Raw genomic sequence first — 24,675 nt, 5'->3', positions numbered from 1 at the left:
TTTTGTGTATAGTCGCTGTTTTGGGCTACCATTGCGCCCGGTGCGGCAGCTCGCCCATACATTACATTATCATAATGATAAGTTAACATAGTCTGAACATACGGCGCCTTATGATTGTTTTCTCCTCGTTACAAATTCGTCGCGGCGTGCGCGTCCTGCTGGATAATGCCACCGCCACCATCAACCCCGGGCAGAAAGTCGGCCTGGTGGGTAAAAACGGCTGTGGTAAATCTACCCTGCTGGCATTGCTGAAAAATGAAATCAGCGCCGACGGCGGCAGCTACACCTTTCCGGGAAGCTGGCAACTGGCGTGGGTGAATCAGGAAACACCAGCGCTACCGCAAGCGGCGCTGGAATATGTCATTGACGGCGACCGTGAATATCGTCAACTGGAAGCGCAGCTACACGACGCCAACGAACGTAACGACGGGCACGCCATTGCGACCATTCATGGCAAGCTGGATGCTATTGACGCATGGAGTATTCGCTCCCGCGCCGCCAGCCTACTGCACGGCCTCGGTTTCAGCAATGAACAACTGGAGCGCCCGGTAAGTGATTTCTCCGGTGGCTGGCGTATGCGTCTCAACCTCGCCCAGGCGCTGATTTGCCGTTCAGACTTGCTGCTGCTCGACGAACCAACTAACCACCTCGATCTCGATGCTGTTATCTGGCTGGAAAAATGGCTGAAGAGCTATCAGGGCGCGCTGATCCTGATCTCCCACGACCGAGACTTCCTCGATCCGATCGTTGATAAAATTATTCATATCGAACAACAAAACATGTTCGAGTACACCGGCAACTACAGCTCGTTTGAAGTACAGCGCGCCACCCGTCTGGCGCAGCAACAGGCGATGTATGAAAGCCAGCAAGAGCGCGTGGCACATCTGCAAAGTTATATCGACCGTTTCCGTGCCAAAGCCACCAAAGCGAAGCAGGCCCAGAGCCGTATTAAGATGCTCGAGCGTATGGAGCTGATTGCCCCAGCGCACGTCGACAACCCGTTCCGTTTTAGCTTCCGCGCGCCGGAAAGCCTGCCTAATCCGTTGTTGAAAATGGAAAAGGTCAGCGCAGGTTATGGCGATCGCATTATTCTCGACTCGATTAAACTGAATCTGGTGCCAGGTTCGCGCATTGGTCTGTTAGGACGCAATGGCGCGGGTAAATCGACATTAATCAAACTGTTAGCCGGAGAACTTGCGCCTGTCAGCGGTGAAATTGGCCTGGCGAAAGGGATCAAACTCGGTTACTTCGCCCAGCATCAACTTGAATACCTGCGCGCCGACGAATCGCCTATTCAACATCTGGCACGTTTAGCACCGCAGGAACTAGAACAAAAACTGCGTGATTACCTCGGCGGCTTTGGTTTCCAGGGCGATAAAGTGACGGAAGAAACGCGCCGTTTCTCCGGTGGGGAAAAAGCCCGCCTGGTGCTGGCATTAATCGTCTGGCAGCGTCCGAATCTACTGCTGCTCGACGAACCGACTAACCACCTTGACCTCGACATGCGCCAGGCACTGACTGAAGCGTTAATCGAGTTTGAAGGCGCATTGGTTGTCGTTTCGCACGACCGCCATTTGTTGCGTTCCACCACTGACGATCTCTATCTGGTTCACGATCGTAAAGTCGAACCGTTCGACGGCGATCTGGAAGATTATCAACAGTGGTTGAGCGACGTTCAAAAGCAGGAAAACCAGACCGACGACGCGCCAAAAGAGAACGCGAACAGCGCCCAGGCACGTAAAGACCAGAAGCGTCGGGAAGCGGAGCTGCGTGCGCAAACCCAGCCACTGCGTAAAGAAATCGCCCGTCTGGAAAAAGAGATGGAGAAGCTGAACGCGCAACTGGCGCAGGCGGAAGAGAAACTCGGCGACAGCGAACTGTACGATCAAAGCCGTAAAGCGGAGTTGACCGCCTGCCTGCAACAGCAAGCCAGCGCCAAATCCGGCCTGGAAGAGTGCGAAATGGCGTGGCTGGAAGCCCAGGAGCAGCTTGAGCAGATGCTGCTGGAAGGCCAAAGCAACTGATGGCGCAGATAACGACGACCGATGCCAATGAATTCAGCAGCAGTGCTGAATTCACCCCTATGCGCGGCTTTAGCAATTGTCATCTGCAAACCATGCTGCCGCGTCTGTTTCGTCGCAAGGTGAAATTCACCCCGCACTGGCAGCGACTGGAGTTGCCCGACGGCGATTTTGTCGATCTCGCATGGAGTGAAGACCCTGCCCAGGCGAAACAGAAACCGCGTTTAGTGGTGTTTCACGGGCTGGAGGGCAGCCTCAATAGCCCTTACGCCCACGGTCTGGTCGAGGCGGCGCAAAAACGCGGCTGGCTGGGCGTGGTGATGCATTTTCGCGGATGCAGCGGTGAACCAAACCGTATGCACCGCATTTACCATTCGGGCGAAACCGAAGACGCCAGCTGGTTTTTACGCTGGCTGCAGCGCGAATTTGGACATGCGCCAACGGCTGCCGTCGGCTATTCGCTCGGCGGTAATATGCTCGCCTGTTTGCTGGCAAAAGAAGGTAATAACCTCCCGATTGATGCAGCGGTAATTGTCTCCGCGCCATTTATGCTGGAAGCCTGTAGTTATCATATGGAAAAGGGCTTTTCCCGCGTTTATCAGCGTTACTTGCTGAACCTGTTAAAAGCCAATGCTGCGCGCAAACTGGCAGCCTATCCCGGTACGCTGCCGATTAATCTCGCACAGTTAAAATCGGTACGTCGCATCCGTGAATTTGACGATCTGATCACCGCCAGAATTCACGGCTACGCTGACGCTATCGACTATTATCGTCAGTGTAGCGCCATGCCGATGCTGAACCAGATCGCCAAACCGACACTGATTATTCACGCCAAAGACGATCCGTTTATGGATCATCAGGTGATCCCGAAACCGGAAAATCTCCCCCCGCAGGTGGAGTATCAACTGACTGAACATGGTGGTCATGTTGGCTTTCTTGGCGGTACATTATTTCATCCGCAAATGTGGCTGGAGTCACGCATTCCTGACTGGTTAACAACGTATCTGGAGGCGAAATCATGTTGATTCCGTGGCAAGAACTCTCCCCCGAAACGCTGGAAAATTTAATTGAAAGTTTTGTGTTACGCGAAGGCACCGATTATGGTGAACATGAGCGTACACTTGAACAGAAAGTCGCCGACGTCAAACGCCAGCTACAGTGCGGAGAAGCGGTGCTGGTATGGTCGGAGCTGCACGAAACGGTCAATATCATGCCGCGCAGTCAGTTTCGCGAATAACCTGCAGCCGTCGGCGGACGAGATAATAATGATAGCTAAGTCATGGAGTTACTATGTCTGCCAAACATCCGGTCATTGCGGTAACAGGATCCAGCGGCGCGGGGACCACCACCACCAGTCTCGCGTTTCGTAAAATATTCGCGCAGTTAAATCTGCATGCAGCTGAGGTGGAAGGCGACAGTTTTCACCGTTACACGCGCCCGGAAATGGACATGGCGATCCGCAAGGCGCGTGATGCCGGGCGGCATATCAGCTACTTTGGCCCCGAAGCTAACGACTTCGGCCTGCTGGAACAAACCTTCATTGAATACGGTCAGAGCGGCAAAGGAAAATCACGCAAATATCTGCATACGTACGACGAAGCCGTACCGTGGAATCAGGTGCCGGGAACATTCACCCCATGGCAACCTTTACCGGAACCCACTGATGTACTGTTTTATGAAGGGCTACACGGTGGCGTCGTCACGCCACATCATAACGTTGCGCAGCATGTGGATTTACTGGTTGGCGTGGTGCCTATCGTTAACCTTGAGTGGATTCAAAAACTGATCCGCGACACCAGCGAGCGCGGGCACTCACGAGAAGCAGTGATGGACTCAGTAGTGCGCTCAATGGAAGACTATATCAACTACATCACACCGCAGTTTTCCCGCACCCATCTTAACTTCCAGCGCGTCCCCACCGTTGACACCTCAAACCCGTTCGCGGCAAAAGCTATCCCGTCGCTGGATGAAAGCTTTGTGGTGATCCATTTTCGTAATCTGGAAGGGATCGATTTCCCCTGGCTGCTGGCGATGTTGCAGGGCTCATTCATTTCCCACATCAATACATTAGTGGTGCCGGGCGGTAAAATGGGTCTGGCAATGGAGTTAATTATGCTGCCACTGGTGCAACGATTGATGGAAGGAAAGAAAATCGAGTAACTCTGCTAATATGCCGGATAAACAATTATCCGGCATCGTACTCCTGACATCAAATCACGCGGCAACCACTTCATACGAGTGAGTAATATTCACCGCTTTTTCCAGCATCAACGCCACTGAACAATATTTCTCGGCAGAGAGATCTACCGCACGCGAAACCGCTGCGTCTTTCAGGTCGCGACCGGTGACGATAAAATGCAGATTAATGTGCGTAAACAGGCGTGGTGCCTCTTCGCGGCGTTCAGAGGTCAATTTTACTTCACAATCGACCACATCCTGACGCCCCTTTTGCAGGATAGAAACCACATCGATGGCGCTACAGCCCCCCGCCGCCATCAACACCATTTCCATCGGACTTGGCGCTTTATCGCCTGAGTTGCCGTCCATTAAAATCTGGTGACCAGAGGCGGATTCGCCCAGAAAAGTTAACCCTTCGACCCACTTCACTCGCGCTTGCATTTTTGCTACTCCACTGCGTCAATTTTCCTGACAGAGTACGCGTACTAACCAAATCGCGCAACGGAAGGCGACCTGGGTCATGCTGAAGCGAGACACCAGGAGACACAAAGCGAAAGCTATGCTAAAACAGTCAGGATGCTACAGTAATACATTGATGTACTGCATGTATGCAAAGGACGTCACATTACCGTGCAGTACAGTTGATAGCCCCTTCCCAGGTAGCGGGAAGCATATTTCGGCAATCCAGAGACAGCGGCGTTATCTGGCTCTGGAGAAAGCTTATAACAGAGGATAACCGCGCATGGTGCTTGGCAAACCGCAAACAGACCCGACTCTCGAATGGTTCTTGTCTCATTGCCACATTCATAAGTACCCATCCAAGAGCACGCTTATTCACCAGGGTGAAAAAGCGGAAACGCTGTACTACATCGTTAAAGGCTCTGTGGCAGTGCTGATCAAAGACGAAGAGGGTAAAGAAATGATCCTCTCCTATCTGAATCAGGGTGATTTTATTGGCGAACTGGGCCTGTTTGAAGAGGGCCAGGAACGTAGCGCATGGGTACGTGCGAAAACCGCCTGTGAAGTGGCTGAAATTTCGTACAAAAAATTTCGCCAATTGATTCAGGTAAACCCGGACATTCTGATGCGTCTGTCTGCACAGATGGCGCGTCGTCTGCAAGTCACTTCAGAGAAAGTGGGCAACCTGGCGTTCCTCGACGTGACGGGCCGCATTGCACAGACTCTGCTGAACCTGGCAAAACAACCGGATGCCATGACTCACCCGGACGGTATGCAAATCAAAATTACCCGTCAGGAAATCGGTCAGATTGTCGGCTGTTCTCGTGAAACCGTGGGACGCATTCTGAAGATGCTGGAAGATCAGAACCTGATCTCCGCACACGGTAAAACCATCGTCGTTTACGGCACTCGTTAATCCCGTCGGAGTGGCGCGTTACTGAGTAGCGCGCCATTTTGTTTCCCCCGATGTGGCGCAGACTGATTTATCACCCCGATATCAACTATGCACTACGACAAACGCTAGTGCTATGTTTGCCCGTGGCCGTTGGGTTAATGCTTGGCGAATTACGATTCGGTCTGCTCTTCTCCCTCGTTCCTGCTTGTTGCAATATTGCGGGCCTTGATACGCCTCATAAACGTTTTTTCAAACGCTTAATCATTGGTGCGTCGCTGTTTGCCACCTGTAGCTTGCTGACACAGCTGTTACTGGCAAAAGATGTTCCCTTGCCCTTTTTGCTGACTGGACTAACGCTGGTACTTGGCGTCACTGCTGAGCTGGGGCCATTGCACGCAAAATTGCTTCCCGCATCGCTGCTCGCCGCCATTTTTACCCTCAGTCTGGCGGGATACATGCCAGTCTGGGAACCGTTGCTCATCTATGCGTTGGGCACTCTCTGGTACGGATTGTTTAACTGGTTTTGGTTCTGGATCTGGCGCGAACAACCGCTGCGCGAGTCACTAAGTCTGCTGTACCGTGAACTGGCAGATTATTGCGAAGCTAAATACAGCCTGCTTACCCAGCACACCGACCCTGAAAAAGCGCTGCCGCCGCTGCTGGTGCGCCAGCAAAAAGCGGTCGATTTAATTACCCAGTGCTATCAGCAAATGCATATGCTTTCCGCGCAAAATAATACCGATTACAAGCGGATGCTGCGTATTTTCCAGGAGGCGCTGGATTTGCAGGAACATATTTCGGTCAGTTTGCATCAGCCGGAAGAGGTGCAAAAGCTGGTCGAGCGTAGCCATGCAGAAGAAGTTATCCGCTGGAATGCGCAAACTGTCGCCACTCGCCTGCGCGTGCTGGCTGATGACATTCTTTACCATCGCCTGCCGACGCGCTTTACGATGGAAAAACAAATTGGCGCACTGGAAAAAATCGCCCGCCAGCATCCGGATAATCCTGTTGGGCAATTCTGCTATTGGCACTTCAGCCGCATCGCTCGTGTACTACGCACCCAAAAACCGCTCTATGCCCGTGATTTACTGGCCGATAAACAGCGGCGAATGCCGTTACTGCCGGCGCTAAAAAGTTATCTGTCACTGAAATCTCCAGCGCTACGCAATGCTGGACGACTCAGTGTGATGTTAAGCGTTGCCAGCCTGATGGGCACCGCGCTGCATCTGCCGAAGTCGTACTGGATCCTGATGACAGTATTGCTGGTAACGCAAAATGGCTATGGCGCAACCCGTCTGAGGATTGTGAATCGCTCCGTGGGAACCGTGGTCGGGTTAATCATTGCGGGCGTGGCGCTGCACTTTAAAATTCCCGAAGGTTACACCCTGACCTTGATGCTGATTACCACCCTCGCCAGCTACCTGATATTGCGCAAAAACTACGGCTGGGCGACGGTCGGTTTTACCATTACCGCAGTATATACCCTGCAACTGTTGTGGCTGAACGGTGAGCAGTACATCCTTCCGCGTCTTATCGACACCATTATTGGTTGTTTGATTGCTTTCGGCGGAACAGTCTGGCTGTGGCCGCAGTGGCAGAGCGGGTTATTGCGTAAAAACGCCCATGACGCTTTAGAAGCCTATCAGGAAGCGATTCGTTTGATTCTGAGTGAAGATCCGCAACCAACGCCACTGGCCTGGCAGCGAATGCGGGTGAATCAGGCGCATAACACTCTGTATAACTCATTGAATCAGGCGATGCAGGAACCGGCATTCAACAGCCATTATCTGGCAGATATGAAACTGTGGGTAACGCACAGTCAGTTTATTGTTGAGCATATCAATGCCATGACCACGCTGGCACGGGAACACCGGGCATTACCACCTGAACTGGCGCAAGAATATTTGCAGTCTTGTGAAATCGCCATTCAGCGTTGTCAGCAGCGACTGGAATATGACGAACCGGGGAGTTCTGGCGATGCCAATATCATGGATGCGCCGGAGATGCAGCCGCACGAAGGCGCGGCAGGTACGCTGGAGCAGCATTTACAGCGGGTTATTGGTCATCTGAACACCATGCACACCATTTCGTCGATGGCATGGCGTCAGCGACCACATCATGGGATTTGGCTGAGTCGCAAGTTGCGGGATTCGAAGGCGTAATACAGGCTACCTTCGGATACAGCGTTCACGCCGCATCCGACATCTTTTGCCTGATGCGACGCTGACGTGTCTTATTTACGCCCCAACCACCTTCGCCACTGCGTGGGCGAAACGTTGCATCCCTTCATCGATATCCGCATCGTCCACCACCAGCGATGGCGCAAAACGCATCACATCAGGCCCGGCATTCAGCACCATTACGCCTTCCTCGGCACCCGCATACAGGAAATCACGCACCCGACCTTTGTACTGTGGTTTCAGCTCTGCGCCAATCAACAGCCCCATACCGCGAATATCGCTAAACACATCGTACTGCTGATCGATCTTCTGCAAATGGTCCACAAAACGCTGGCGTTTCGCGTGAATGCCTTCCAGCACTTCAGGGGTATTGATGATATCAAACGCCGCGCCAGCTACTGCACAGGCCAGTGGATTGCCGCCGTAGGTGGAACCGTGAGAACCAGGATGAAACGCAGAAGCAATCTCCGCCGTAGTCAGCATGGCGCTAATCGGGAAGCCGCCGCCTAACGCTTTGGCGGAGGTCAGAATATCCGGCGTCACGCCGTAATGCATGTAAGCAAACAGATCGCCGGTCCGCCCCATCCCGCACTGCACTTCATCAAACACCAATAATGCCTGATGCTCATCACAGAGTTCGCGCAAGCCCTGCAAAAACTCTGGCATCGCAGCCGTCACGCCGCCCTCGCCCTGAATCGGTTCAACCACCACCGCACAGGTATGATCATCCATCACCGCTTTCACTGCGTGGAGATCATTAAAGGGAACGTGGATGATGTCTGCCGGTTTTGGCCCAAAGCCGTCGGAATATTTTGGCTGCCCGCCCACCGAGACGGTAAACAGCGAACGACCATGAAAAGCGTTATGGAAGGCGATAATTTTGGTTTTGAACGGGCTATGACGCACACAGGCGTAATGGCGTGCCAGTTTAAAGGCTGTTTCGTTAGCTTCCGTGCCGGAGTTCATAAACACCACGCGTTCGGCAAACGTTGCCTCAATCAGTTTACGACCAAGACGCAGCGCCGGTTCATTGGTAAAAACGTTACTGATATGCCACAGAGTTTCGCCCTGGGTTTTTAACGCGTTCACCAGCGCAGGATGGCAATGGCCCAACGCCGTAACTGCAATGCCACCCGCGAAATCGACATACTCCTTGCCTTGCTGATCCCAGATTCTGCTGCCCAGACCTTTTACCGGAATAAACTCTGCCGGAGCATAAATCGGCAGGATCACTTCATCGAAAGTCGCGCGTGTAATTGCTGTTTGTTCAATTGCCATCTCATGATCACCCTGTTACGCATAACTCAATGTGAAATTATAATCACAAAATATGCATAAAAAATCACTGAATGGCAATCAGAAATCAGCGTTCCAGGAAATTAGCCAGCAGTTGATGCCCTTGTTCGCTGAGAATACTTTCTGGATGGAACTGCACACCTTCCAGATCCCACTGGCGATGACGAATCCCCATAATCTCGCGGGTTTCGCTCCAGGCCGTCACTTCAAAGCACTCCGGTAATGAGTCAGGCTCCACCACCAGCGAATGGTAGCGTGTCACGGTGAGTGGATTTGCCAGCCCCTTAAAAACGCCCTCACCGTTATGTGTGATCGGCGAGGTTTTGCCGTGCATGACCTTTGCTGCGCGCACAACTTTGCCACCAAAAGCCTGCGCCATTGCCTGATGACCGAGGCAGACGCCAAGAATCGGCAAACTCCCGGCGTAGTGGCGAATAACGTCCAGGGAGATCCCTGCGTCGTCCGGCGTACAGGGTCCAGGTGAGATAACAATTTTCTGCGGTTTGAGTGTGTCGATATCCGCCAGCGTTAACGCATCGTTGCGCTTAACCAACACGTCGGCCCCCAGTTCACAAAAATACTGGTAGAGGTTCCAGGTGAAAGAATCGTAGTTATCAATAAGCAGGATCATGGCGGCTCCGGTACGAAAGAACCGCGCTATTTTACTCAGATTCCCCGGCTTCGCTTACCACTTTGCTAAATATCGTCTGCAGCGCAGTGAGATCACCCATTGCCCCACTCTGATTTGCCTGATTCCAGGCCTCTTTTTCGATACCCTGCCAGCTCAGTTGATAACCAGCATGAATCGCCAGTTGCTCGAAGAAGATCCGCTGTGCCAGACCACTTCCCGCCCGGAAGGGATGCAGGACGTTGATTTCACAATAGTAGTGTGCCAGCCGCTCGACGAACTTCGTTTTCTCCAGGCCAACCAGATACCCTTCTTCCTCCAGATCCTGCATCAGGGCATTGCCCTCTTTTTCGATATAAGCAAAGTGGCAGAAAGGCGTATCGCCCTGATAAATATCAACTTCACGCAGTTGCCCCGCCCAGTCGAAAATATCCTGATACAGCTGGCGATGGATAGTGCGCAAATGCGGTAAACCGCGCACCAGCGGACCAAGCTCAATGGTCGCAGCACGCAGCGCCGTCATTTCGTAAGCGGCCTGTTCCAGCCGCTGTTGCTGGCGGATGTTCAGCCGGTTACGCATGATATCAAGGCCAGGATAAAGATACGGATCGCGCCCTTCGCCGAATTTATCGCTCATAGTGCCTCCTCAGCTCTTCAAGGCGCACTAAAGCCTCTGCGGCAGTAAGAGTGACTAATGGCATCTCGACGCCTTCAAGACGGCGACTGGCCTGGAAATTACGATTACGCTGAAGCTCCCAGAGACGGGACTTTTGCTTATCGGTGAGTTTCTTCACTTGATGCCTCCCTGAACGTGTCCATTTGCCACAAGTATAAGCGGCAAATCCGGGTTACGCCGGGAGAGCAGAAGCGCGGGCAAGATTGCCCGCGCGAGAAATCATTACGGCAGGACTTTAGCGGAAAGGATAACTACCGGTTTTGACGGCACATTCTGGTACGGACCAACGTCATGAGTCGGCACCTGGGAAATCTTATCGGCAACGTCCATGCCTTTCACCACTTTACCAAATACCGCGTAACCGAAATCACGCTGACCGTGGTCGAGGAAGGCGTTATCGGCAACGTTGATAAAGAACTGGCTGGTGGCGCTGTCTTTGTCAGCGGTACGCGCCATCGCGATGGTGCCACGCGTGTTGCGCAGGCCGTTATCGGCTTCATTTTTGATTGGCGGGTTTGGTTTTTTCTGCTGCATCTGCTCGGTGAAACCGCCGCCCTGAATCATAAAGCCAGGAATGACGCGGTGAAAGGTTGTGTTGTTATAAAAACCGCTGTTCACATAATCGACAAAGTTTTGCACAGATACTGGCGCTTTTTGTTTATCCAGCTCCAGTTCGATGTTACCAGCTGAGGTTGTCAACAATACGTGCGGGTCCCCTTTCGCTGCCATTGCTGCGGGAGAAAGAGCAGAAAGAGCGAAAACAGCAGCCATCGCCGCCAGGGTCGATTTGAACATGAGATTTCCTTAACAAACAGAGCAGAAAAAAAGCAAGTGAAGAGATTCTAAATAGCCTTCAAGAACAAGGCCATCCCTTTACCTAATTTTACGTATCTGAAATATATGTAACCTGACGATCACTTTTTATTCCGTGATCAAAATCACCCTTAAAATGCAATTTAGCAACCGATTGCAATAAAACATTTAAACAGATCACAAAATCACCTAAAATCGCCCGCTCGCGGCATATCCCGCTATGCCATTTTATTTTTGAACGCAGGCCAATCATGACTAACAGCAATCGCATCAAGCTCACATGGATTAGCTTTCTCTCCTACGCACTGACGGGTGCGTTGGTTATTGTCACCGGGATGGTGATGGGAAATATCGCCGATTATTTCAATCTGCCTGTTTCCAGTATGAGTAACACCTTCACCTTCCTCAATGCTGGCATTTTAATCTCTATCTTCCTCAATGCCTGGCTGATGGAAATCGTCCCGTTAAAAACGCAGTTACGTTTTGGCTTTCTCCTGATGGTGCTAGCGGTTGCTGGTTTGATGTTTAGCCACAGCCTGGCGCTGTTCTCGGCGGCGATGTTCATTCTCGGGGTGGTCAGCGGCATTACTATGTCGATTGGTACATTCCTGATAACACAAATGTATGAAGGGCGTCAGCGCGGTTCCCGCCTGTTATTTACCGACTCCTTCTTCAGTATGGCTGGGATGATTTTCCCAATGATCGCCGCGTTTCTACTGGCGCGCAGCATTGAGTGGTACTGGGTTTATGCCTGCATCGGGCTGGTTTACGTCGCTATTTTTATTCTGACCTTCGGCTGTGAGTTTCCGGCACTGGGCAAACATGCGCCAAAAACGGATGCTCCAGTAGCGAAAGAAAAATGGGGCATCGGCGTACTGTTTCTCTCAATTGCAGCGCTGTGCTACATCCTCGGTCAGTTAGGTTTTATCTCCTGGGTACCAGAGTATGCCAAAGGCCTGGGCATGAGCCTGAACGACGCAGGTACGCTGGTGAGTAACTTCTGGATGTCCTATATGGTCGGCATGTGGGCGTTCAGCTTTATTCTTCGCTTCTTTGATTTGCAACGTATTCTGACCGTACTGGCCGGTCTGGCTGCGATTCTGATGTACGTCTTTAACACCGGAACACCGGCACATATGGCGTGGTCAATTCTCGCCCTGGGCTTCTTCTCCAGCGCGATCTATACCACCATCATCACCCTGGGTTCACAGCAAACCAAAGTACCGTCACCAAAACTGGTTAACTTTGTCCTGACTTGCGGGACCATCGGTACCATGCTGACCTTTGTCGTTACCGGCCCGATTGTTGAACATAGCGGTCCAAAGGCGGCGCTGCTGACGGCAAACGGTCTGTACGCTGTCGTCTTTGTAATGTGCTTCCTGTTAGGTTTCGTCAGCCGTCACCGTCAGCATAACACCCTGACCTCTCATTAATTGCTCATGCCGGGCGGCGCTATCGTCGTCCGGCCTTTTCCTCACTTACCCCGCTACGTACGTCTATTTCTATAAACCCTTTCATTTTGTCTATTTTTTGCACACGAATGAAATGTCAGACAATTCCGTGACTTAAGAAAATTTATACAAATCAGCAATATACCTCTTAAGGAGTATATAAAGGTGAATTTGATTTACATCAATAAGCGGGGTTGCTGAATCGTTAAGGTAGGCGGTAATAGAAAAGAAATCGAGGCAAAAATGAGCAAAGTCAGACTCGCAATTATCGGTAACGGTATGGTCGGCCATCGCTTTATCGAAGATCTTCTTGATAAATCTGATGCGGCCAACTTTGATATTACCGTTTTCTGTGAAGAACCGCGCATCGCTTATGACCGCGTACACCTCTCGTCTTACTTCTCTCACCACACCGCCGAAGAGCTGTCGCTGGTGCGCGAAGGCTTTTACGAAAAACACGGTATTAAAGTTCTGGTCGGCGAACGCGCTATCACCATCAACCGTCAGGAGAAGGTGATTCACTCCAGCGCCGGGCGCACCGTTTTTTATGACAAGCTGATCATGGCGACCGGTTCCTACCCGTGGATCCCGCCAATTAAAGGTTCTGATACTCAGGACTGCTTTGTCTATCGCACCATTGAAGACCTCAACGCCATTGAATCCTGCGCCCGTCGCAGCAAACGCGGTGCCGTTGTTGGTGGCGGCCTGTTAGGTCTGGAAGCCGCTGGCGCGCTGAAAAACTTAGGCATTGAAACCCACGTTATCGAATTTGCCCCTATGCTGATGGCGGAACAGCTTGATCAGATGGGCGGCGAGCAGCTGCGTCGCAAAATCGAAAGTATGGGCGTGCGCGTTCACACCAGCAAAAACACCCTTGAGATTGTGCAGGAAGGTGTTGAAGCGCGTAAAACCATGCGTTTTGCCGACGGCAGCGAACTGGAAGTCGACTTTATCGTCTTCTCTACCGGTATCCGTCCGCGCGATAAGCTGGCAACCCAGTGTGGTCTGGAAGTTGCTCCGCGTGGGGGTATCGTCATTAATGATTCCTGCCAGACTTCCGATCCAGATATCTACGCCATCGGTGAATGCGCAAGCTGGAACAACCGTGTATTTGGTCTGGTAGCACCTGGCTACAAAATGGCGCAGGTCGCCGTTGACCATATTCTCGGTAGCGAAAACGCCTTTGAAGGTGCTGACCTTAGCGCCAAGCTGAAATTGCTGGGCGTAGACGTAGGCGGTATTGGTGATGCTCACGGTCGCACGCCTGGCGCACGTAGCTACGTTTACCTCGACGAAAGTAAAGAGATCTACAAACGCCTGATTGTCAGCGAAGACAACAAAACCCTGCTCGGTGCAGTACTGGTGGGTGATACCAGCGACTACGGTAACCTGCTGCAACTGGTGCTGAACGCAATCGAGCTGCCGGAAAACCCGGATTCTCTGATTCTGCCGGCGCACTCAGGTAGCGGCAAGCCGTCTATTGGTGTTGATAAACTGCCGGACAGCGCGCAAATCTGCTCCTGCTTCGACGTCACCAAAGGCGATCTGATTGCTGCCATCAACAAAGGCTGCCACACCGTTGCGGCGCTGAAAGCCGAAACCAAAGCGGGTACTGGCTGCGGTGGCTGTATCCCGCTGGTCACTCAGGTACTGAACGCGGAACTGGCAAAACAGGGTATCGAAGTTAACAATAACCTGTGCGAACACTTTGCTTATTCACGTCAGGAACTGTTCCATTTGATCCGCGTTGAAGGCATTAAAACCTTCGAAGAACTGCTGGCGAAACACGGTAAAGGCTACGGTTGTGAGGTTTGTAAACCGACCGTCGGTTCACTGCTGGCCTCCTGCTGGAACGAATACATTCTGAAGCCGGAACATACTCCGCTACAGGATTCTAACGACAACTTCCTCGCGAACATCCAGAAAGACGGCACCTACTCGGTGATCCCGCGTTCTCCAGGTGGTGAAATCACCCCAGAAGGGCTGATGGCAGTGGGTCGTATCGCGCGTGAATTTAATCTCTACACCAAAATCACCGGCTCCCAGCGTCTGGCGATGTTTGGCGCACAGAAAGACGATCTGCCGGAGATCTGGCGTCAGCTGATTGAAGCAGGTTTCGAAACCGGTCATGCCTATGCGAAAGCACTGCGTATGGCGAAAACCTGCGTGGGTAGCACCTGGTGCCGCTACGGCGTTGGCGACAGCGTCGGCCTCGGCGTGGAACTGGAAAACCGCTACAAAGGCATCCGTACGCCGCACAAAATGAAGTTCGGTGTCTCCGGCTGTACCCGTGAATGTTCAGAAGCGCAAGGTAAAGATGTGGGTATTATCGCCACTGAAAAAGGCTGGAACCTGTATGTGTGCGGTAACGGCGGCATGAAACCGCGTCATGCGGATCTGCTGGCAGCGGATATCGATCGCGAAACACTGATCAAATATCTTGACCGCTTCATGATGTTCTACATCCGTACTGCCGACAAACTGACGCGTACCGCACCGTGGTTAGAAAACCTCGAAGGCGGCATTGATTACCTGAAAGCGGTGATCATTGACGACAAACTGGGGCTGAACGCACATCTGGAAGAAGAGATGGCGCGCCTGCGTGAAGCGGTAGTGTGTGAGTGGACTGAAACGGTCAATACACCGTCCGCGCAGATTCGCTTCAAACACTTCATCAACAGCGACAAGCGTGACCCGAACGTGCAGATGGTGCCAGAGCGCGAACAGCACCGTCCGGCAACGCCGTATGAACGTATCCCGGTAACTCTGGTGGAGGACAACGCATGAGCCAGTGGAAAGACATCTGCAAAATTGATGACATCCTGCCTGAAACCGGCGTCTGCGCGCTGTTAGGTGACGAGCAGGTAGCGATTTTCCGCCCGTATCACAGCGACCAGGTGTTTGCGATCAGCAACATCGATCCGTTCTTCGAATCCAGCGTGCTGTCACGCGGGCTGATTGCGGAACACCAGGGCGAGCTGTGGGTCGCCAGTCCGCTGAAAAAACAGCGTTTTCGCTTAAGCGACGGTTTATGCATGGAAGATGAACAGTTTTCCGTCAAGCATTACGAGGCACGAGTGAAAGACGGCGTGGTACAGCTACGCGGTTAATTGTTTTAACGGGAGGCGCAATGCCTCCCCTTTTTGCATTGTCCTGTAATGACCTTAAGTATATTGCAGGACATTTTTTAAACTTTTTGTTTTATTTTTTGTTTTTATTTTTTAAAGGATAATCAAATGTTTACAGACACTATTAATAAGTGTGCGGCTAACGCTGCGCGCATTGCACGCCTGTCGGCAAATAACCCGCTCGGCTTCTGGGTAAGCTCCGCGATGGCGGGCGCGTATGTGGGGCTGGGGATCATCCTGATTTTCACGCTCGGTAATTTGCTCGATCCGTCCGTACGTCCTCTGGTGATGGGCGCGACCTTTGGTATCGCTTTAACGCTGGTCATTATCGCCGGTTCTGAACTGTTCACCGGACACACCATGTTCCTCACCTTTGGGGTGAAAGCGGGCACCATTAGCCACGGGCAAATGTGGGCAATCCTGCCGCAAACCTGGCTGGGTAACCTGGTCGGTTCCGTCTTTGTTGCCATGCTTTATAGCTGGGGCGGTGGTAGCCTTTTACCAATAGATACCAGTATTGTTCACTCCGTCGCGCTGGCTAAAACCACCGCACCGGCAATGGTACTGTTCTTCAAAGGCGCATTGTGTAACTGGCTGGTTTGTCTGGCAATCTGGATGGCACTGCGTACTGAAGGCGCGGCGAAATTTATCGCAATCTGGTGGTGTCTGCTGGCGTTTATTGCGTCCGGTTACGAGCACTCCATCGCTAACATGACGCTGTTCGCGCTCTCATGGTTCGGCAACCACAGCGAAGCCTACACGCTGGCGGGTATTGGTCATAACCTGCTGTGGGTGACGCTGGGTAATACTTTATCGGGTGCCGTATTCATGGGATTGGGTTATTGGTATGCTACGCCGAAAGCTAATCGTCCGGTTGCGGACAAATTTAATCAAACTGAAACGGCTGCCGGTTAATTATTAAGGGGTTTTTACGTGGATCATTTGCCTATATTTTGCCAATTACGCGACCGCGACTGTTTGATTGTCGGCGGTGGTGATGTCGCGGAACGCAAAGCAAGGTTGCTGTTAGACGCAGGTGCTCGCTTAACGGTGAATGCATTAGCGTTTATTCCACAGTTCACCGCATGGGCAGATGCAGGCATGTTAACCCTCGTCGAAGGGCCATTTGATGAAAGCCTTCTCGACACCTGCTGGCTGGCAATTGCGGCGACGAATGATGACGCGCTTAACCAGCGCGTCAGCGAAGCCGCCGAATCTCGTCGTATCTTCTGTAACGTGGTCGATGCGCCGAAAGCCGCCAGCTTTATTATGCCGTCGATTATTGACCGCTCCCCGCTCATGGTAGCGGTCTCCTCTGGCGGCACCTCTCCGGTTCTGGCGCGACTGTTGCGCGAAAAACTTGAATCACTGCTGCCGCTGCATCTCGGCCAGGTAGCAAAATATGCGGGGCAGTTACGCGGTCGGGTCAAACGACAGTTCGCCACGATGGGTGAACGTCGCCGTTTCTGGGAAAAACTGTTCGTTAATGATCGCCTGGCGCAGTCGCTGGCGAACAACGATCAGAAAGCCATTACCGAAACGACCGAACAGTTAATCAATGAACCGCTCGATCATCGCGGTGAAGTGGTGCTGGTTGGCGCAGGTCCGGGCGATGCCGGTCTGCTGACGCTGAAAGGTCTGCAACAAATTCAGCAGGCAGATGTGGTGGTCTACGACCGTCTGGTTTCAGACGATATTATGAATCTGGTACGGCGCGATGCGGATCGTGTCTTCGTCGGTAAACGCGCGGGATACCACTGCGTACCGCAGGAAGAGATTAACCAGATCCTGCTGCGGGAAGCGCAAAAAGGCAAACGCGTGGTGCGGCTGAAAGGCGGCGATCCGTTTATTTTTGGCCGTGGTGGCGAAGAGCTGGAAACACTGTGCAATGCAGGCATTCCATTCTCGGTGGTTCCAGGTATTACCGCAGCGTCTGGTTGCTCTGCCTATTCGGGCATTCCGCTCACGCATCGCGATTATGCCCAGAGCGTACGCTTAATTACCGGACACTTAAAAACCGGTGGCGAACTGGACTGGGAAAACCTGGCGGCAGAAAAACAGACGCTGGTGTTCTATATGGGGTTGAATCAGGCCGCGACTATTCAGCAAAAGCTGATTGAACACGGTATGCCTGGCGAAATGCCGGTGGCAATTGTCGAAAACGGAACGGCGGTAACGCAACGCGTGATTGACGGTACGCTCACGCAACTGGGCGAGCTGGCGCAGCAAATGAACAGCCCCTCATTAATTATTATTGGTCGGGTCGTTGGCCTGCGCGATAAATTGAACTGGTTCTCTAACCATTAATTTTACCCGGGCCAGAGAATTCTGGCCCTCTTTATCACTCTTTTTATATATTCAGTAAATAAATCATAGCCTCTTAGTAAATATCATTTGCTAATGGGTTATTTTCACCGTTACAGCGACTTACAAAATTAAGTCATTCACTCACTGACGCCAATTAAATATTCCTGTATCGTTCTTAATGAGCAGTCTGCTTATATTCATATAATCAATGAATATTAATTAATATATAATACATAGGGAATGTAAATGAACAAATTTATTAAAGTTGCACTGGTTGGTGCGGTACTGGCTACGTTAACTGCATGTACTGGTCATATTGAAAACCGTGATAAGAACTGCTCTTACGACTACCTGCTGCACCCGGCAATTTCTATTTCTAAAATCATTGGCGGTTGCGGTCCTACTGCACAGTAAGTCTCTGACAGAAATCGGCTAACACCGATTTAATGAGCTAACGCCCTCTGAATTTTCCGAGGGCGTATTTTTCTCCATACTCTGCGAAAACATCGGTCCCAGAATTAAACGCTGGCAATACTCTCACGCAAAATCCGCAGCACCGTCTCTTCACCGCTGCGATTCGGGTTAATGCGAATCGCGCAATGTTCGAGTTGTGGATTCGCCTGACGAAACGTTCCTGAAAGTCGATAGAAGAGCGGCGGGATTTCATATTTCGACTCTGCACCCACCGGGTAAGGCAAGGCACCGCGCTTTTGCGCCTCTTCAAGCACTCTGGCGGCAATCGGTTGATGAAACTCCACAATCAACACCTTCGACTGCGCATTGGCAATAACGGCGCTTTTCACTTCCGCCACTGCGCCACCGTTAAGTAAAGCCAGCAACCGTTCAGATACCCCCGCCTGCACCGCGTGCATCACTGGCGCAAACACCAGACCACGCAATACTTCCAGCGCCTGTGCGCCCTGGATCTGACTGCCGCCGGAATAGAGCGTGGCGCGGATCCGGTTAATAACATCGGCATCACCTACCACTGCGCCAACACCCTCTGGTCCAAACAGCTTGAAACAGGAGAATGTCGAAACATTCGCGCCGCATTCGCAGCCAATGCGCGCCACCTTCATCACCGCATAATTGTCATCGGTTAACGCAGGAACGCCAGCCGAACGCAATGTTGCCAGCACATCTGCCAGCACATAGCTGTCCTGCGGCTGTTGGCGCGTATGCTGCACCAGCGCGGCATCAGGTTGTTGCTCTTCAATGGCCTGTTTAAGCGCCGACAGGTCGTTGAAATCAGCAGTAATAAGCGTCAGCCCCATCTGCTCAATAATGACCTGAGTCGTCGGGTAAACCGGCGCGTCATGCACCAGAAGACGCTGCCCCGGTTTGAGCAAAGCCGCCAACGCCGCACGAATCGCTCCAGTACCCGCGCCCTGTACCAGCGCCGCCGCTGGCGCATGAAACGCGTCAGCCAGCACCTGTTCCACACGCTGGGTAATGCGCGGTTGATTCAGCCCTGGCGTTAAGCCTAAATCCCCGCGGGTAAGAAACTCCGCGCCGGGAAAGTGACGGCAAATGCTATCCACCAGCGCAAACTGCTTTTGCTGCGCCTCAATAAGCGTCAGGCTTTGCAGAGGAAACGTCTTCATAGGTGCCTTCCTTAAGCCGGAACGAACAGGCCAAGCCAGTAAAGAACATTCAGCAGAATACCGGTGATCATTACTGCCACGACCGGTGCCGCCATTTTCTGTACCGGACGGCCCAGGGATTCGTTGAGGAAGTAAATGGCAACCGCGATGGAGAATCCGGTATAGCCCGCCATTTTAATTGCTGCGAAAATCGAACCGACCAGCAACGCCACTTCCATCAGCATATTCATGGCGTTACGGATGTTATCCGACGCGTTACGTACCGATGGATAGCGTCCCAGCCATTTGCCGATCGAACGAAGTAACAGGACTTCCGCCGAAATAACCACTGCGCCTAATACCGCTGCAATCATCGGATTCGGCGAGAGATAGCCCACCGCATAAACAAAGGTAAAGCCCGCAACTGCATACACACCTGTTGCTAACGCGGTGGTGGCAATCAACGGCACAAAACCCAGCCCGCGCATAAATTCCGCCAGCGCCGCCTGGTTGATCAGCGTTTGTGATTGTTCCGGCGTTACACCTGCGGAATATGCTTTCTCCAGGGTGAAGATCGACACTTCACTACCAGCAAAAATCTTCATGCTGGCAACGGCGGCAATCAGCGCCCCTACGATGGCGATATAGGGTAAATTTTTGATAATCCTCGACGTACGTTCTTCAAACACCGACATACCGCTGGCATCGATGTCATTTTCATCACGATGACGCAGGTCGTGAGTTATCGCGATCCCCAGCAGCATCACCATGCCAATAAAGATTTCGATGGATTCCGGATTGAGATGCGGGAAATAGCGCACTACCACCACACGGGTCATCAACACTACCACGGCGGCGATCAGACTTTGCTTCCAGCCAAACTGGTAGAAAATCGCCACCAACGGGAACAGTGCAAAAGCTGAAACCACTGGCGAGCTTAATTCCCCCAGACTACCTAATACATCCACCGGTAGCGCGGTCAGCAGCTGGTTTACCGGCAGCAGGCAGGTGAGGATCAGTACGCCCCAGAGTGCACCAAGGCCAAACGCCATCAGGCTGTTTATCGCCAGGACACCGAGGATATCGGTAGGAAGAAAGAGTAACCATGCGTTGAGCAACCCGGTTTTCAGGGTAAAAGAGATCCCCACCGAGGCCACAAAACCAATGCTCAGACCAAAAGCGATACTCCCCGCCTCGCGACGGTTCATATAGCCTTCAATCAGTTGCGGCAGGATCGGGCGGATACCGTCATGAAAAACAGCCGCCGAGCGATGCGCCAGAAGCGATGTCATACCCGTCAGGCACGCCACCACGATAATCTGAATATACAGATCCATAGTCGTGCCTTTTATTTCAGATGGTTAATCAGCATCGGAATCGCATGTTCGACGTGCTCAACGGAAAGCCCAAACGCCACTTTCCCTTCGGCAACCATTTTGGCGATATGCTCGTCTTTCGCTTTAATACCCGGCTTAGCAATAGTGCAACTTTTGTTATACCCAATCACCGCGATGGCAATCGACAATGCCGCGCCCGCACCGGTATTACACGCGCCGATGTAGTAATCCAGTTGCCCGGATTTCACCTTCATCGCCGCTTCCATGTCGTTATGAATGAAAACTTCAAAACAGCCAGGAGCCGTCGCTTCAATGGTTTTTTTAATCTGCTCACGCTGTAAGCCTGCAACGCCAATCTTTTTCATGAGTCTGTCCTTATTGGAAAAATTGAGAGGGATTTTCACGTAACATCACATCCACATCGGCCTGACTGAATCCTGACTGGCGCAATTGCGGAATAAAGGTGGTTAATAAAAAGTCATAGCCATAACCACCGTTGGCTTTTAAATGAGAGCGCCGCGTAATATCCATCGACAGCATGACGCGGTTAAGCAACCCACGGTCGCGTAGCGCATGAAGCATCGCAATGCGCTTTTCGTCCGGGTAGTAACTGTTCTTGCCGATGGTGTCGAACTGTACATACGCGCCGAGATCGATCATCTTCAAAATGTTGTCGAGGTTGTCTTTCAGATCGCAGTGCCCGACGGTGACGCGCGAAAGATCAACTCCGTGGGCTTGCAACAGAGCCAGTTGCTCCAGCCCCATCGTGCTGAACGACGTATGCGTGGAGATGGGGCATCCGGTCTGGTTATGCGCCAACGCGGCGGCAATAAACACCTTCTCTTCCAGCGGCGTAATCTTTCCTTCGCTGGAGCCGATCTCCGCGATGATCCCGGCTTTCAGCTCCGTGCCATCGATACCCTGTTCAATTTCATCGACCATCTCCTGCGCCAGTTCCTGCACGCTGCGGGTCGCCACATGTTGCGGGAAAAACGCGTCCTGGTAATAACCGGTGCAGGCCACCACGTTGATCCCCGTCTCGTGCATTACATCGAGCATAAATTGTGCATTGCGCCCCATGTAACGGTTGGTCATCTCAATCACATTACGCACACCCAGTGCCATCAGGTCGTTCATCTCCTGGCAAATGAACGCATACTGATCAAAGCGGCAGTCCACGTTGTTTTTAAAGCCGGAGAGATCAATATGCAGATGCTCATGGGCGAGGGTGAAGCCCGTCGGATCAAAACTCATAGGGTGTCTCCTGCAAACCGGAGGGAGGAAAGAAAAGAGCGACCATTTTGTGGCGGTGGCGCACGGAAAAATTCACACACGGTAGCCCCCACATCAGAAAGCGTGGTGCGCACACCGAGTTGCGTGTGGACCAGCCCTTGCTGATAAACCAGCACTGGCACTACTTCACGGGTATGGTGGCTGTGACCAATGGTCGGATCGTTACCGTGATCCGCCATCACGACCAGGCAATCATCTGGCTGCATCGCCTCAACAAGCCGGACAAGGTTACGGTCAACGACCTGCAAACGTTCGGCATAACGTGCGACGTCTTCTGCGTGACCAGCGAGGTCGGTTTCCTGGATATTGGTGCAAATAAACGCCGTCGGATGCGTGTTAAATTCGTCGAGGGTGATATCCATAATCCGCTGGCTATCCACCAGGTTTTGCCAGCTCACGCCATAAGGATTGCTGACGATATCTGCCACCTTACCCACCAGCACCGTGGGCACGCCCACTTGATGCAGTTGGTGCGGCACCTGCACTTTTTCATCGACGCCATAGCCCATATGTACGACCTGGAAACCGTTGTCATAAGCGCCAGAACGCGGCGCATTGATGCCAATAAAGCGCCCTTCTTTGCTTTCTGCGGCATCGAGAATGCGCTGACTGTCAGTTAACAGGCCGCCAAATGTAATGACCCGACCGGCCTGTACCTGCTCACGCACGATACGACCAATTTTGATTGCGTCGTCAAAAGAGATCGCAGAGAGATTGGCGGTGATGTTATAGACCTGGCCTAAATCCGCCTCGAGGTTATCGCCAATGGCAACCGACTGATTAACCCACAGAAATTGCAACTCTTCGCCACGGCGCTCAACCCGCCAGCCAGCGGTGACTAATGCCTGCTCAACACGGTCAATCACATCGCGAAAGGGCATCCGCAGCGGCGGTAACGGGCGCGTGCCTAAAATTTCCTGATGCCCCATAAAGGTGTCGCCACCTTCATGTTGCAACTCTGCAACGCCCCAGGTTGCGGAGTCTGACGGCTGCATATCGCCAGGCGCATAACCTAATGCGTTGATTAGCCCCATTTTCTCCAGCGTTGGTAGCTGTAAATGCGGCAACTGGCTCAGGATGTGACCACAGGTATTCGCCCCGGCATCCTGCGGACGCACCAACGTGACATCTTTCATTGCCCCTACGCCAAAGCTATCAATCACTAACACCACAAATCGCGCCATTACGCCTCCAGAGAGCTTCCAAGACTGTCATAACGACCAACGATTTCCGGTTCGCCACGGTGAATACCGGACACCAGCACCACATCGCTACGGCTGACAAAAATCTGCGTGCGAAAGCAGAGCACCACAGCACTGCTTACCGAATGCTCGCCTGCCAGCGGCAGGGTGTAGTCGATACTGCTGTCATCTACGGCTTTGAGATATGTTTCAGTAATGCTTTGATTTTCTGGCGTAAATACCAGTGCGTTATGCGCATGCCCACGACGGTAATAGCCACCGCCATAGCAATAACTGTCGCCACGGAAGTGATGGGAAATTTCACTTAACCAAAGCATGGCGATACGTTCAGGCTGGTCGCCCTGCTGGTTTGCCGGAATCGTCCCCGTCAGCGCATGGCCGGGTTCGGCATGAGTCACACCGTATTCCGCCAGTAATGGCAGCGAAGTGCAGCTGGTCGCTGAAGGCGCGTTTAATTGCTCAAGTACAACTCCAGACTTCAGAAGTTGGTTACGAGCATTGACCAGCGTCTGGAGGTTCGGTGTTGGCAAAACTTTCCCGGCAGCCTCATCCCATAGCAGGCAAGGGAAATGGGTTAATCCGGCTAAATGTAACCCCGGTAGTTTCTGGATTTCAGCAACCACCTCATGCAGCGAATGCTGTGCAAAACCGCTCTCCTGCCCCGGATAAAGAAAATCATCGTCGCTATAAACTTTGAGCAGCACAGGCTGGACCCGCCCGGCCGTCACCGCTGCCGCAGAAACTTCCCGCGCTTTGTCGAGTGTAAACACGGTGATGACGTCGGTGCCCTGTTCAACAGCGTCATACACCTGATGACAAGGGATTTGCACCAGATGCCCCTGATGCGCCACCGGTAAACCTGCGCGGCGCATGATTCGTGCCTCTTTGTAATCCACCGCCACAATGCCGCTGTAACCCAGCGCCAGCAGTTTTTCTGCCAGCCACGGATTACGACCGAACTGTTTGGTCATCAGATACAGTTCAATACCGTAAAGCCGTGCAGTCTCAATCAGCCGCTTACCGTTTTCCAGTACCTGATCGACGTCGATTACCCAACTGTCCGGGGCGATCTTGCCCTGTTGCCACAATCTTAGTGCGGCGGAAATCAGTGCCGGGTTCTGGCGTTTCAATGCTTCTACAAACATCTTGTTGCCTCGTTTCTGTTCCTTGAATTAAACATTCATTTTTTTGAATATTTAGGTTGTGCGACGTGGATTTGTCGGGAGCC

At 52.3% G+C, this 24,675-nt stretch carries 24 protein-coding genes; 12 read left to right on the top strand and 12 right to left on the bottom strand.

The annotated features are described in order from the left end of the window. Positions 1-110 precede the first annotated feature (110 nt). Genes BGE37_RS18105 through BGE37_RS18090 form a run of 4 tightly spaced genes read left to right on the top strand, consistent with a single transcriptional unit; the run spans position 111 to position 4,181 of the window. On the top strand, positions 111-2,024 hold the full coding sequence (locus tag BGE37_RS18105; protein WP_032185284.1) for an ABC transporter ATP-binding protein: 1,914 nt from the start codon (positions 111-113) through the stop codon (positions 2,022-2,024). Then, the gene (locus BGE37_RS18100; RefSeq protein ID WP_000057367.1) at positions 2,024-3,046 is read left to right on the top strand and encodes a hydrolase; all 1,023 of its coding nucleotides are present in this window, start codon (positions 2,024-2,026) and stop codon (positions 3,044-3,046) included. Before BGE37_RS18105 ends, BGE37_RS18100 begins: the two co-directional genes overlap by 1 nt. Beyond that, positions 3,040-3,258, top strand: coding sequence for a YheU family protein (locus BGE37_RS18095; protein ID WP_000907089.1), 219 nt, complete (start codon positions 3,040-3,042; stop codon positions 3,256-3,258). The genes BGE37_RS18100 and BGE37_RS18095 overlap by 7 nt, the downstream gene beginning before the upstream one ends. 53 nt (positions 3,259-3,311) lie before the next feature. Then, entirely contained in the window at positions 3,312-4,181 is an 870-nt protein-coding gene (locus BGE37_RS18090; RefSeq protein ID WP_032185285.1) for a phosphoribulokinase, read from the top strand. Between the two features lie 54 nt (positions 4,182-4,235). Here BGE37_RS18090 and BGE37_RS18085 read toward each other — a convergent pair whose 3' ends face one another. Continuing rightward, complete coding sequence (locus BGE37_RS18085) at positions 4,236-4,640, bottom strand: OsmC family protein (protein ID WP_001148911.1); 405 nt, start codon at positions 4,638-4,640, stop codon at positions 4,236-4,238. 301 nt (positions 4,641-4,941) lie between these two features. Between BGE37_RS18085 and crp the strand changes: the two genes are divergently transcribed. Together crp and BGE37_RS18070 are read left to right on the top strand one after the other, a co-directional pair. Continuing rightward, complete coding sequence (crp, locus tag BGE37_RS18075) at positions 4,942-5,574, top strand: cAMP-activated global transcriptional regulator CRP (RefSeq protein ID WP_000242755.1); 633 nt, start codon at positions 4,942-4,944, stop codon at positions 5,572-5,574. A 50-nt stretch (positions 5,575-5,624) separates the two neighbouring features. Continuing rightward, positions 5,625-7,715, top strand: coding sequence for a YccS/YhfK family putative transporter (locus BGE37_RS18070; RefSeq protein ID WP_024256541.1), 2,091 nt, complete (start codon positions 5,625-5,627; stop codon positions 7,713-7,715). Positions 7,716-7,790: 75 nt separating this feature from the next. On the opposite strand, the gene argD is transcribed toward BGE37_RS18070, so the two are convergent. The 5 genes from argD to ppiA form a co-directional block, all read right to left on the bottom strand. Beyond that, on the bottom strand, positions 7,791-9,011 hold the full coding sequence (gene argD / locus BGE37_RS18065) for a bifunctional acetylornithine/succinyldiaminopimelate transaminase (RefSeq protein WP_105288294.1): 1,221 nt from the start codon (positions 9,009-9,011) through the stop codon (positions 7,791-7,793). An 85-nt stretch (positions 9,012-9,096) separates the two neighbouring features. After that, positions 9,097-9,660, bottom strand: a complete 564-nt coding sequence (pabA, locus tag BGE37_RS18060) for an aminodeoxychorismate synthase component 2 (RefSeq protein WP_000601871.1) — start codon at positions 9,658-9,660, stop codon at positions 9,097-9,099. A 31-nt stretch (positions 9,661-9,691) separates the two neighbouring features. Further along, positions 9,692-10,294 carry a putative adenosine monophosphate-protein transferase Fic gene (locus BGE37_RS18055; RefSeq protein ID WP_001280649.1) on the bottom strand — a complete coding sequence of 201 codons (603 nt, stop codon included), beginning with the start codon at positions 10,292-10,294 and terminating at the stop codon, positions 9,692-9,694. After that, the gene (locus tag BGE37_RS18050) at positions 10,284-10,451 is read right to left on the bottom strand and encodes a YhfG family protein (RefSeq protein ID WP_000736864.1); all 168 of its coding nucleotides are present in this window, start codon (positions 10,449-10,451) and stop codon (positions 10,284-10,286) included. The genes BGE37_RS18055 and BGE37_RS18050 overlap by 11 nt, the downstream gene beginning before the upstream one ends. Positions 10,452-10,555: 104 nt before the next feature. After that, on the bottom strand, positions 10,556-11,128 hold the full coding sequence (ppiA, locus tag BGE37_RS18045) for a peptidylprolyl isomerase A (RefSeq protein WP_000477225.1): 573 nt from the start codon (positions 11,126-11,128) through the stop codon (positions 10,556-10,558). 269 nt (positions 11,129-11,397) lie between these two features. Between ppiA and tsgA the strand changes: the two genes are divergently transcribed. The 6 genes from tsgA (at position 11,398) to BGE37_RS18010 (ending at position 18,446) form a co-directional block, all read left to right on the top strand. Beyond that, positions 11,398-12,579, top strand: a complete 1,182-nt coding sequence (gene tsgA / locus BGE37_RS18035; RefSeq protein ID WP_000185225.1) for an MFS transporter TsgA — start codon at positions 11,398-11,400, stop codon at positions 12,577-12,579. 261 nt (positions 12,580-12,840) lie between these two features. Continuing rightward, positions 12,841-15,384 carry an NADPH-nitrite reductase large subunit gene (nirB, locus tag BGE37_RS18030; RefSeq protein ID WP_105288293.1) on the top strand — a complete coding sequence of 848 codons (2,544 nt, stop codon included), beginning with the start codon at positions 12,841-12,843 and terminating at the stop codon, positions 15,382-15,384. Next, complete coding sequence (gene nirD, locus BGE37_RS18025) at positions 15,381-15,707, top strand: nitrite reductase small subunit NirD (protein ID WP_000084764.1); 327 nt, start codon at positions 15,381-15,383, stop codon at positions 15,705-15,707. The genes nirB and nirD overlap by 4 nt, the downstream gene beginning before the upstream one ends. Before the next feature lie 126 nt (positions 15,708-15,833). Then, complete coding sequence (gene nirC, locus BGE37_RS18020; protein WP_105288292.1) at positions 15,834-16,640, top strand: nitrite transporter NirC; 807 nt, start codon at positions 15,834-15,836, stop codon at positions 16,638-16,640. A gap of 18 nt (positions 16,641-16,658) precedes the next feature. Then, on the top strand, positions 16,659-18,032 hold the full coding sequence (cysG, locus tag BGE37_RS18015; protein ID WP_105288291.1) for a siroheme synthase CysG: 1,374 nt from the start codon (positions 16,659-16,661) through the stop codon (positions 18,030-18,032). Between the two features lie 246 nt (positions 18,033-18,278). Further along, positions 18,279-18,446 (top strand): YhfL family protein, encoded by a 168-nt coding sequence (locus BGE37_RS18010; RefSeq protein ID WP_001031834.1) that lies wholly within the window; start codon positions 18,279-18,281, stop codon positions 18,444-18,446. Positions 18,447-18,550: 104 nt separating this feature from the next. Here the strand turns inward: BGE37_RS18010 and BGE37_RS18005 are convergent, their stop codons facing one another. The 6 genes from BGE37_RS18005 to BGE37_RS17980 are packed head-to-tail and all read right to left on the bottom strand — an operon-like array spanning position 18,551 to position 24,592. Next, entirely contained in the window at positions 18,551-19,636 is a 1,086-nt protein-coding gene (locus BGE37_RS18005; protein ID WP_105288290.1) for an aminotransferase class I/II-fold pyridoxal phosphate-dependent enzyme, read from the bottom strand. Positions 19,637-19,647: 11 nt separating this feature from the next. Further along, positions 19,648-20,952, bottom strand: coding sequence for a YhfT family protein (locus tag BGE37_RS18000; protein WP_032303906.1), 1,305 nt, complete (start codon positions 20,950-20,952; stop codon positions 19,648-19,650). An 11-nt stretch (positions 20,953-20,963) separates the two neighbouring features. Next, positions 20,964-21,317: a DUF2620 domain-containing protein gene (locus tag BGE37_RS17995; RefSeq protein WP_001298213.1), complete on the bottom strand. Its 354-nt coding sequence runs from the start codon at positions 21,315-21,317 to the stop codon at positions 20,964-20,966. Positions 21,318-21,327: 10 nt separating this feature from the next. Beyond that, positions 21,328-22,206: a phosphotriesterase-related protein gene (locus BGE37_RS17990; RefSeq protein WP_105288289.1), complete on the bottom strand. Its 879-nt coding sequence runs from the start codon at positions 22,204-22,206 to the stop codon at positions 21,328-21,330. Continuing rightward, positions 22,203-23,429 carry a phosphopentomutase gene (locus BGE37_RS17985; protein ID WP_105271503.1) on the bottom strand — a complete coding sequence of 409 codons (1,227 nt, stop codon included), beginning with the start codon at positions 23,427-23,429 and terminating at the stop codon, positions 22,203-22,205. Before BGE37_RS17985 ends, BGE37_RS17990 begins: the two co-directional genes overlap by 4 nt. After that, positions 23,429-24,592 (bottom strand): YhfX family PLP-dependent enzyme, encoded by a 1,164-nt coding sequence (locus BGE37_RS17980; protein ID WP_105288288.1) that lies wholly within the window; start codon positions 24,590-24,592, stop codon positions 23,429-23,431. Before BGE37_RS17980 ends, BGE37_RS17985 begins: the two co-directional genes overlap by 1 nt. Positions 24,593-24,675: the final 83 nt, after the last annotated feature.

Origin of the sequence: Escherichia sp. MOD1-EC6300, from assembly GCF_002965045.1 — a bacterium.
In the GTDB taxonomy this organism is placed as follows: Bacteria; Pseudomonadota; Gammaproteobacteria; order Enterobacterales; family Enterobacteriaceae; genus Escherichia; species Escherichia coli_F.
The sequence above is the reverse complement of the archived record's forward strand: the minus strand, read 5'-3'. Positions and strand labels throughout refer to the sequence as shown.

Coding starts and splice junctions, on each gene's coding strand:
- BGE37_RS18000 (WP_032303906.1), bottom strand. CDS start 20,952: ATGGATCTGTATATTCAGATTATCGTGGTGGCGTGCCTGACGGGTATG.
- pabA (WP_000601871.1), bottom strand. CDS start 9,660: ATGATCCTGCTTATTGATAACTACGATTCTTTCACCTGGAACCTCTAC.
- BGE37_RS18100 (WP_000057367.1), top strand. CDS start 2,024: ATGGCGCAGATAACGACGACCGATGCCAATGAATTCAGCAGCAGTGCT.
- BGE37_RS17980 (WP_105288288.1), bottom strand. CDS start 24,592: ATGTTTGTAGAAGCATTGAAACGCCAGAACCCGGCACTGATTTCCGCC.
- BGE37_RS17985 (WP_105271503.1), bottom strand. CDS start 23,429: ATGGCGCGATTTGTGGTGTTAGTGATTGATAGCTTTGGCGTAGGGGCA.
- BGE37_RS18070 (WP_024256541.1), top strand. CDS start 5,625: ATGTGGCGCAGACTGATTTATCACCCCGATATCAACTATGCACTACGA.
- BGE37_RS17990 (WP_105288289.1), bottom strand. CDS start 22,206: ATGAGTTTTGATCCGACGGGCTTCACCCTCGCCCATGAGCATCTGCAT.
- nirB (WP_105288293.1), top strand. CDS start 12,841: ATGAGCAAAGTCAGACTCGCAATTATCGGTAACGGTATGGTCGGCCAT.
- BGE37_RS18095 (WP_000907089.1), top strand. CDS start 3,040: ATGTTGATTCCGTGGCAAGAACTCTCCCCCGAAACGCTGGAAAATTTA.
- BGE37_RS18090 (WP_032185285.1), top strand. CDS start 3,312: ATGTCTGCCAAACATCCGGTCATTGCGGTAACAGGATCCAGCGGCGCG.
- ppiA (WP_000477225.1), bottom strand. CDS start 11,128: ATGTTCAAATCGACCCTGGCGGCGATGGCTGCTGTTTTCGCTCTTTCT.
- argD (WP_105288294.1), bottom strand. CDS start 9,011: ATGGCAATTGAACAAACAGCAATTACACGCGCGACTTTCGATGAAGTG.
- BGE37_RS18010 (WP_001031834.1), top strand. CDS start 18,279: ATGAACAAATTTATTAAAGTTGCACTGGTTGGTGCGGTACTGGCTACG.
- BGE37_RS18085 (WP_001148911.1), bottom strand. CDS start 4,640: ATGCAAGCGCGAGTGAAGTGGGTCGAAGGGTTAACTTTTCTGGGCGAA.
- nirC (WP_105288292.1), top strand. CDS start 15,834: ATGTTTACAGACACTATTAATAAGTGTGCGGCTAACGCTGCGCGCATT.
- tsgA (WP_000185225.1), top strand. CDS start 11,398: ATGACTAACAGCAATCGCATCAAGCTCACATGGATTAGCTTTCTCTCC.
- BGE37_RS18005 (WP_105288290.1), bottom strand. CDS start 19,636: ATGAAGACGTTTCCTCTGCAAAGCCTGACGCTTATTGAGGCGCAGCAA.
- BGE37_RS18105 (WP_032185284.1), top strand. CDS start 111: ATGATTGTTTTCTCCTCGTTACAAATTCGTCGCGGCGTGCGCGTCCTG.
- BGE37_RS18055 (WP_001280649.1), bottom strand. CDS start 10,294: ATGAGCGATAAATTCGGCGAAGGGCGCGATCCGTATCTTTATCCTGGC.
- BGE37_RS17995 (WP_001298213.1), bottom strand. CDS start 21,317: ATGAAAAAGATTGGCGTTGCAGGCTTACAGCGTGAGCAGATTAAAAAA.
- crp (WP_000242755.1), top strand. CDS start 4,942: ATGGTGCTTGGCAAACCGCAAACAGACCCGACTCTCGAATGGTTCTTG.
- nirD (WP_000084764.1), top strand. CDS start 15,381: ATGAGCCAGTGGAAAGACATCTGCAAAATTGATGACATCCTGCCTGAA.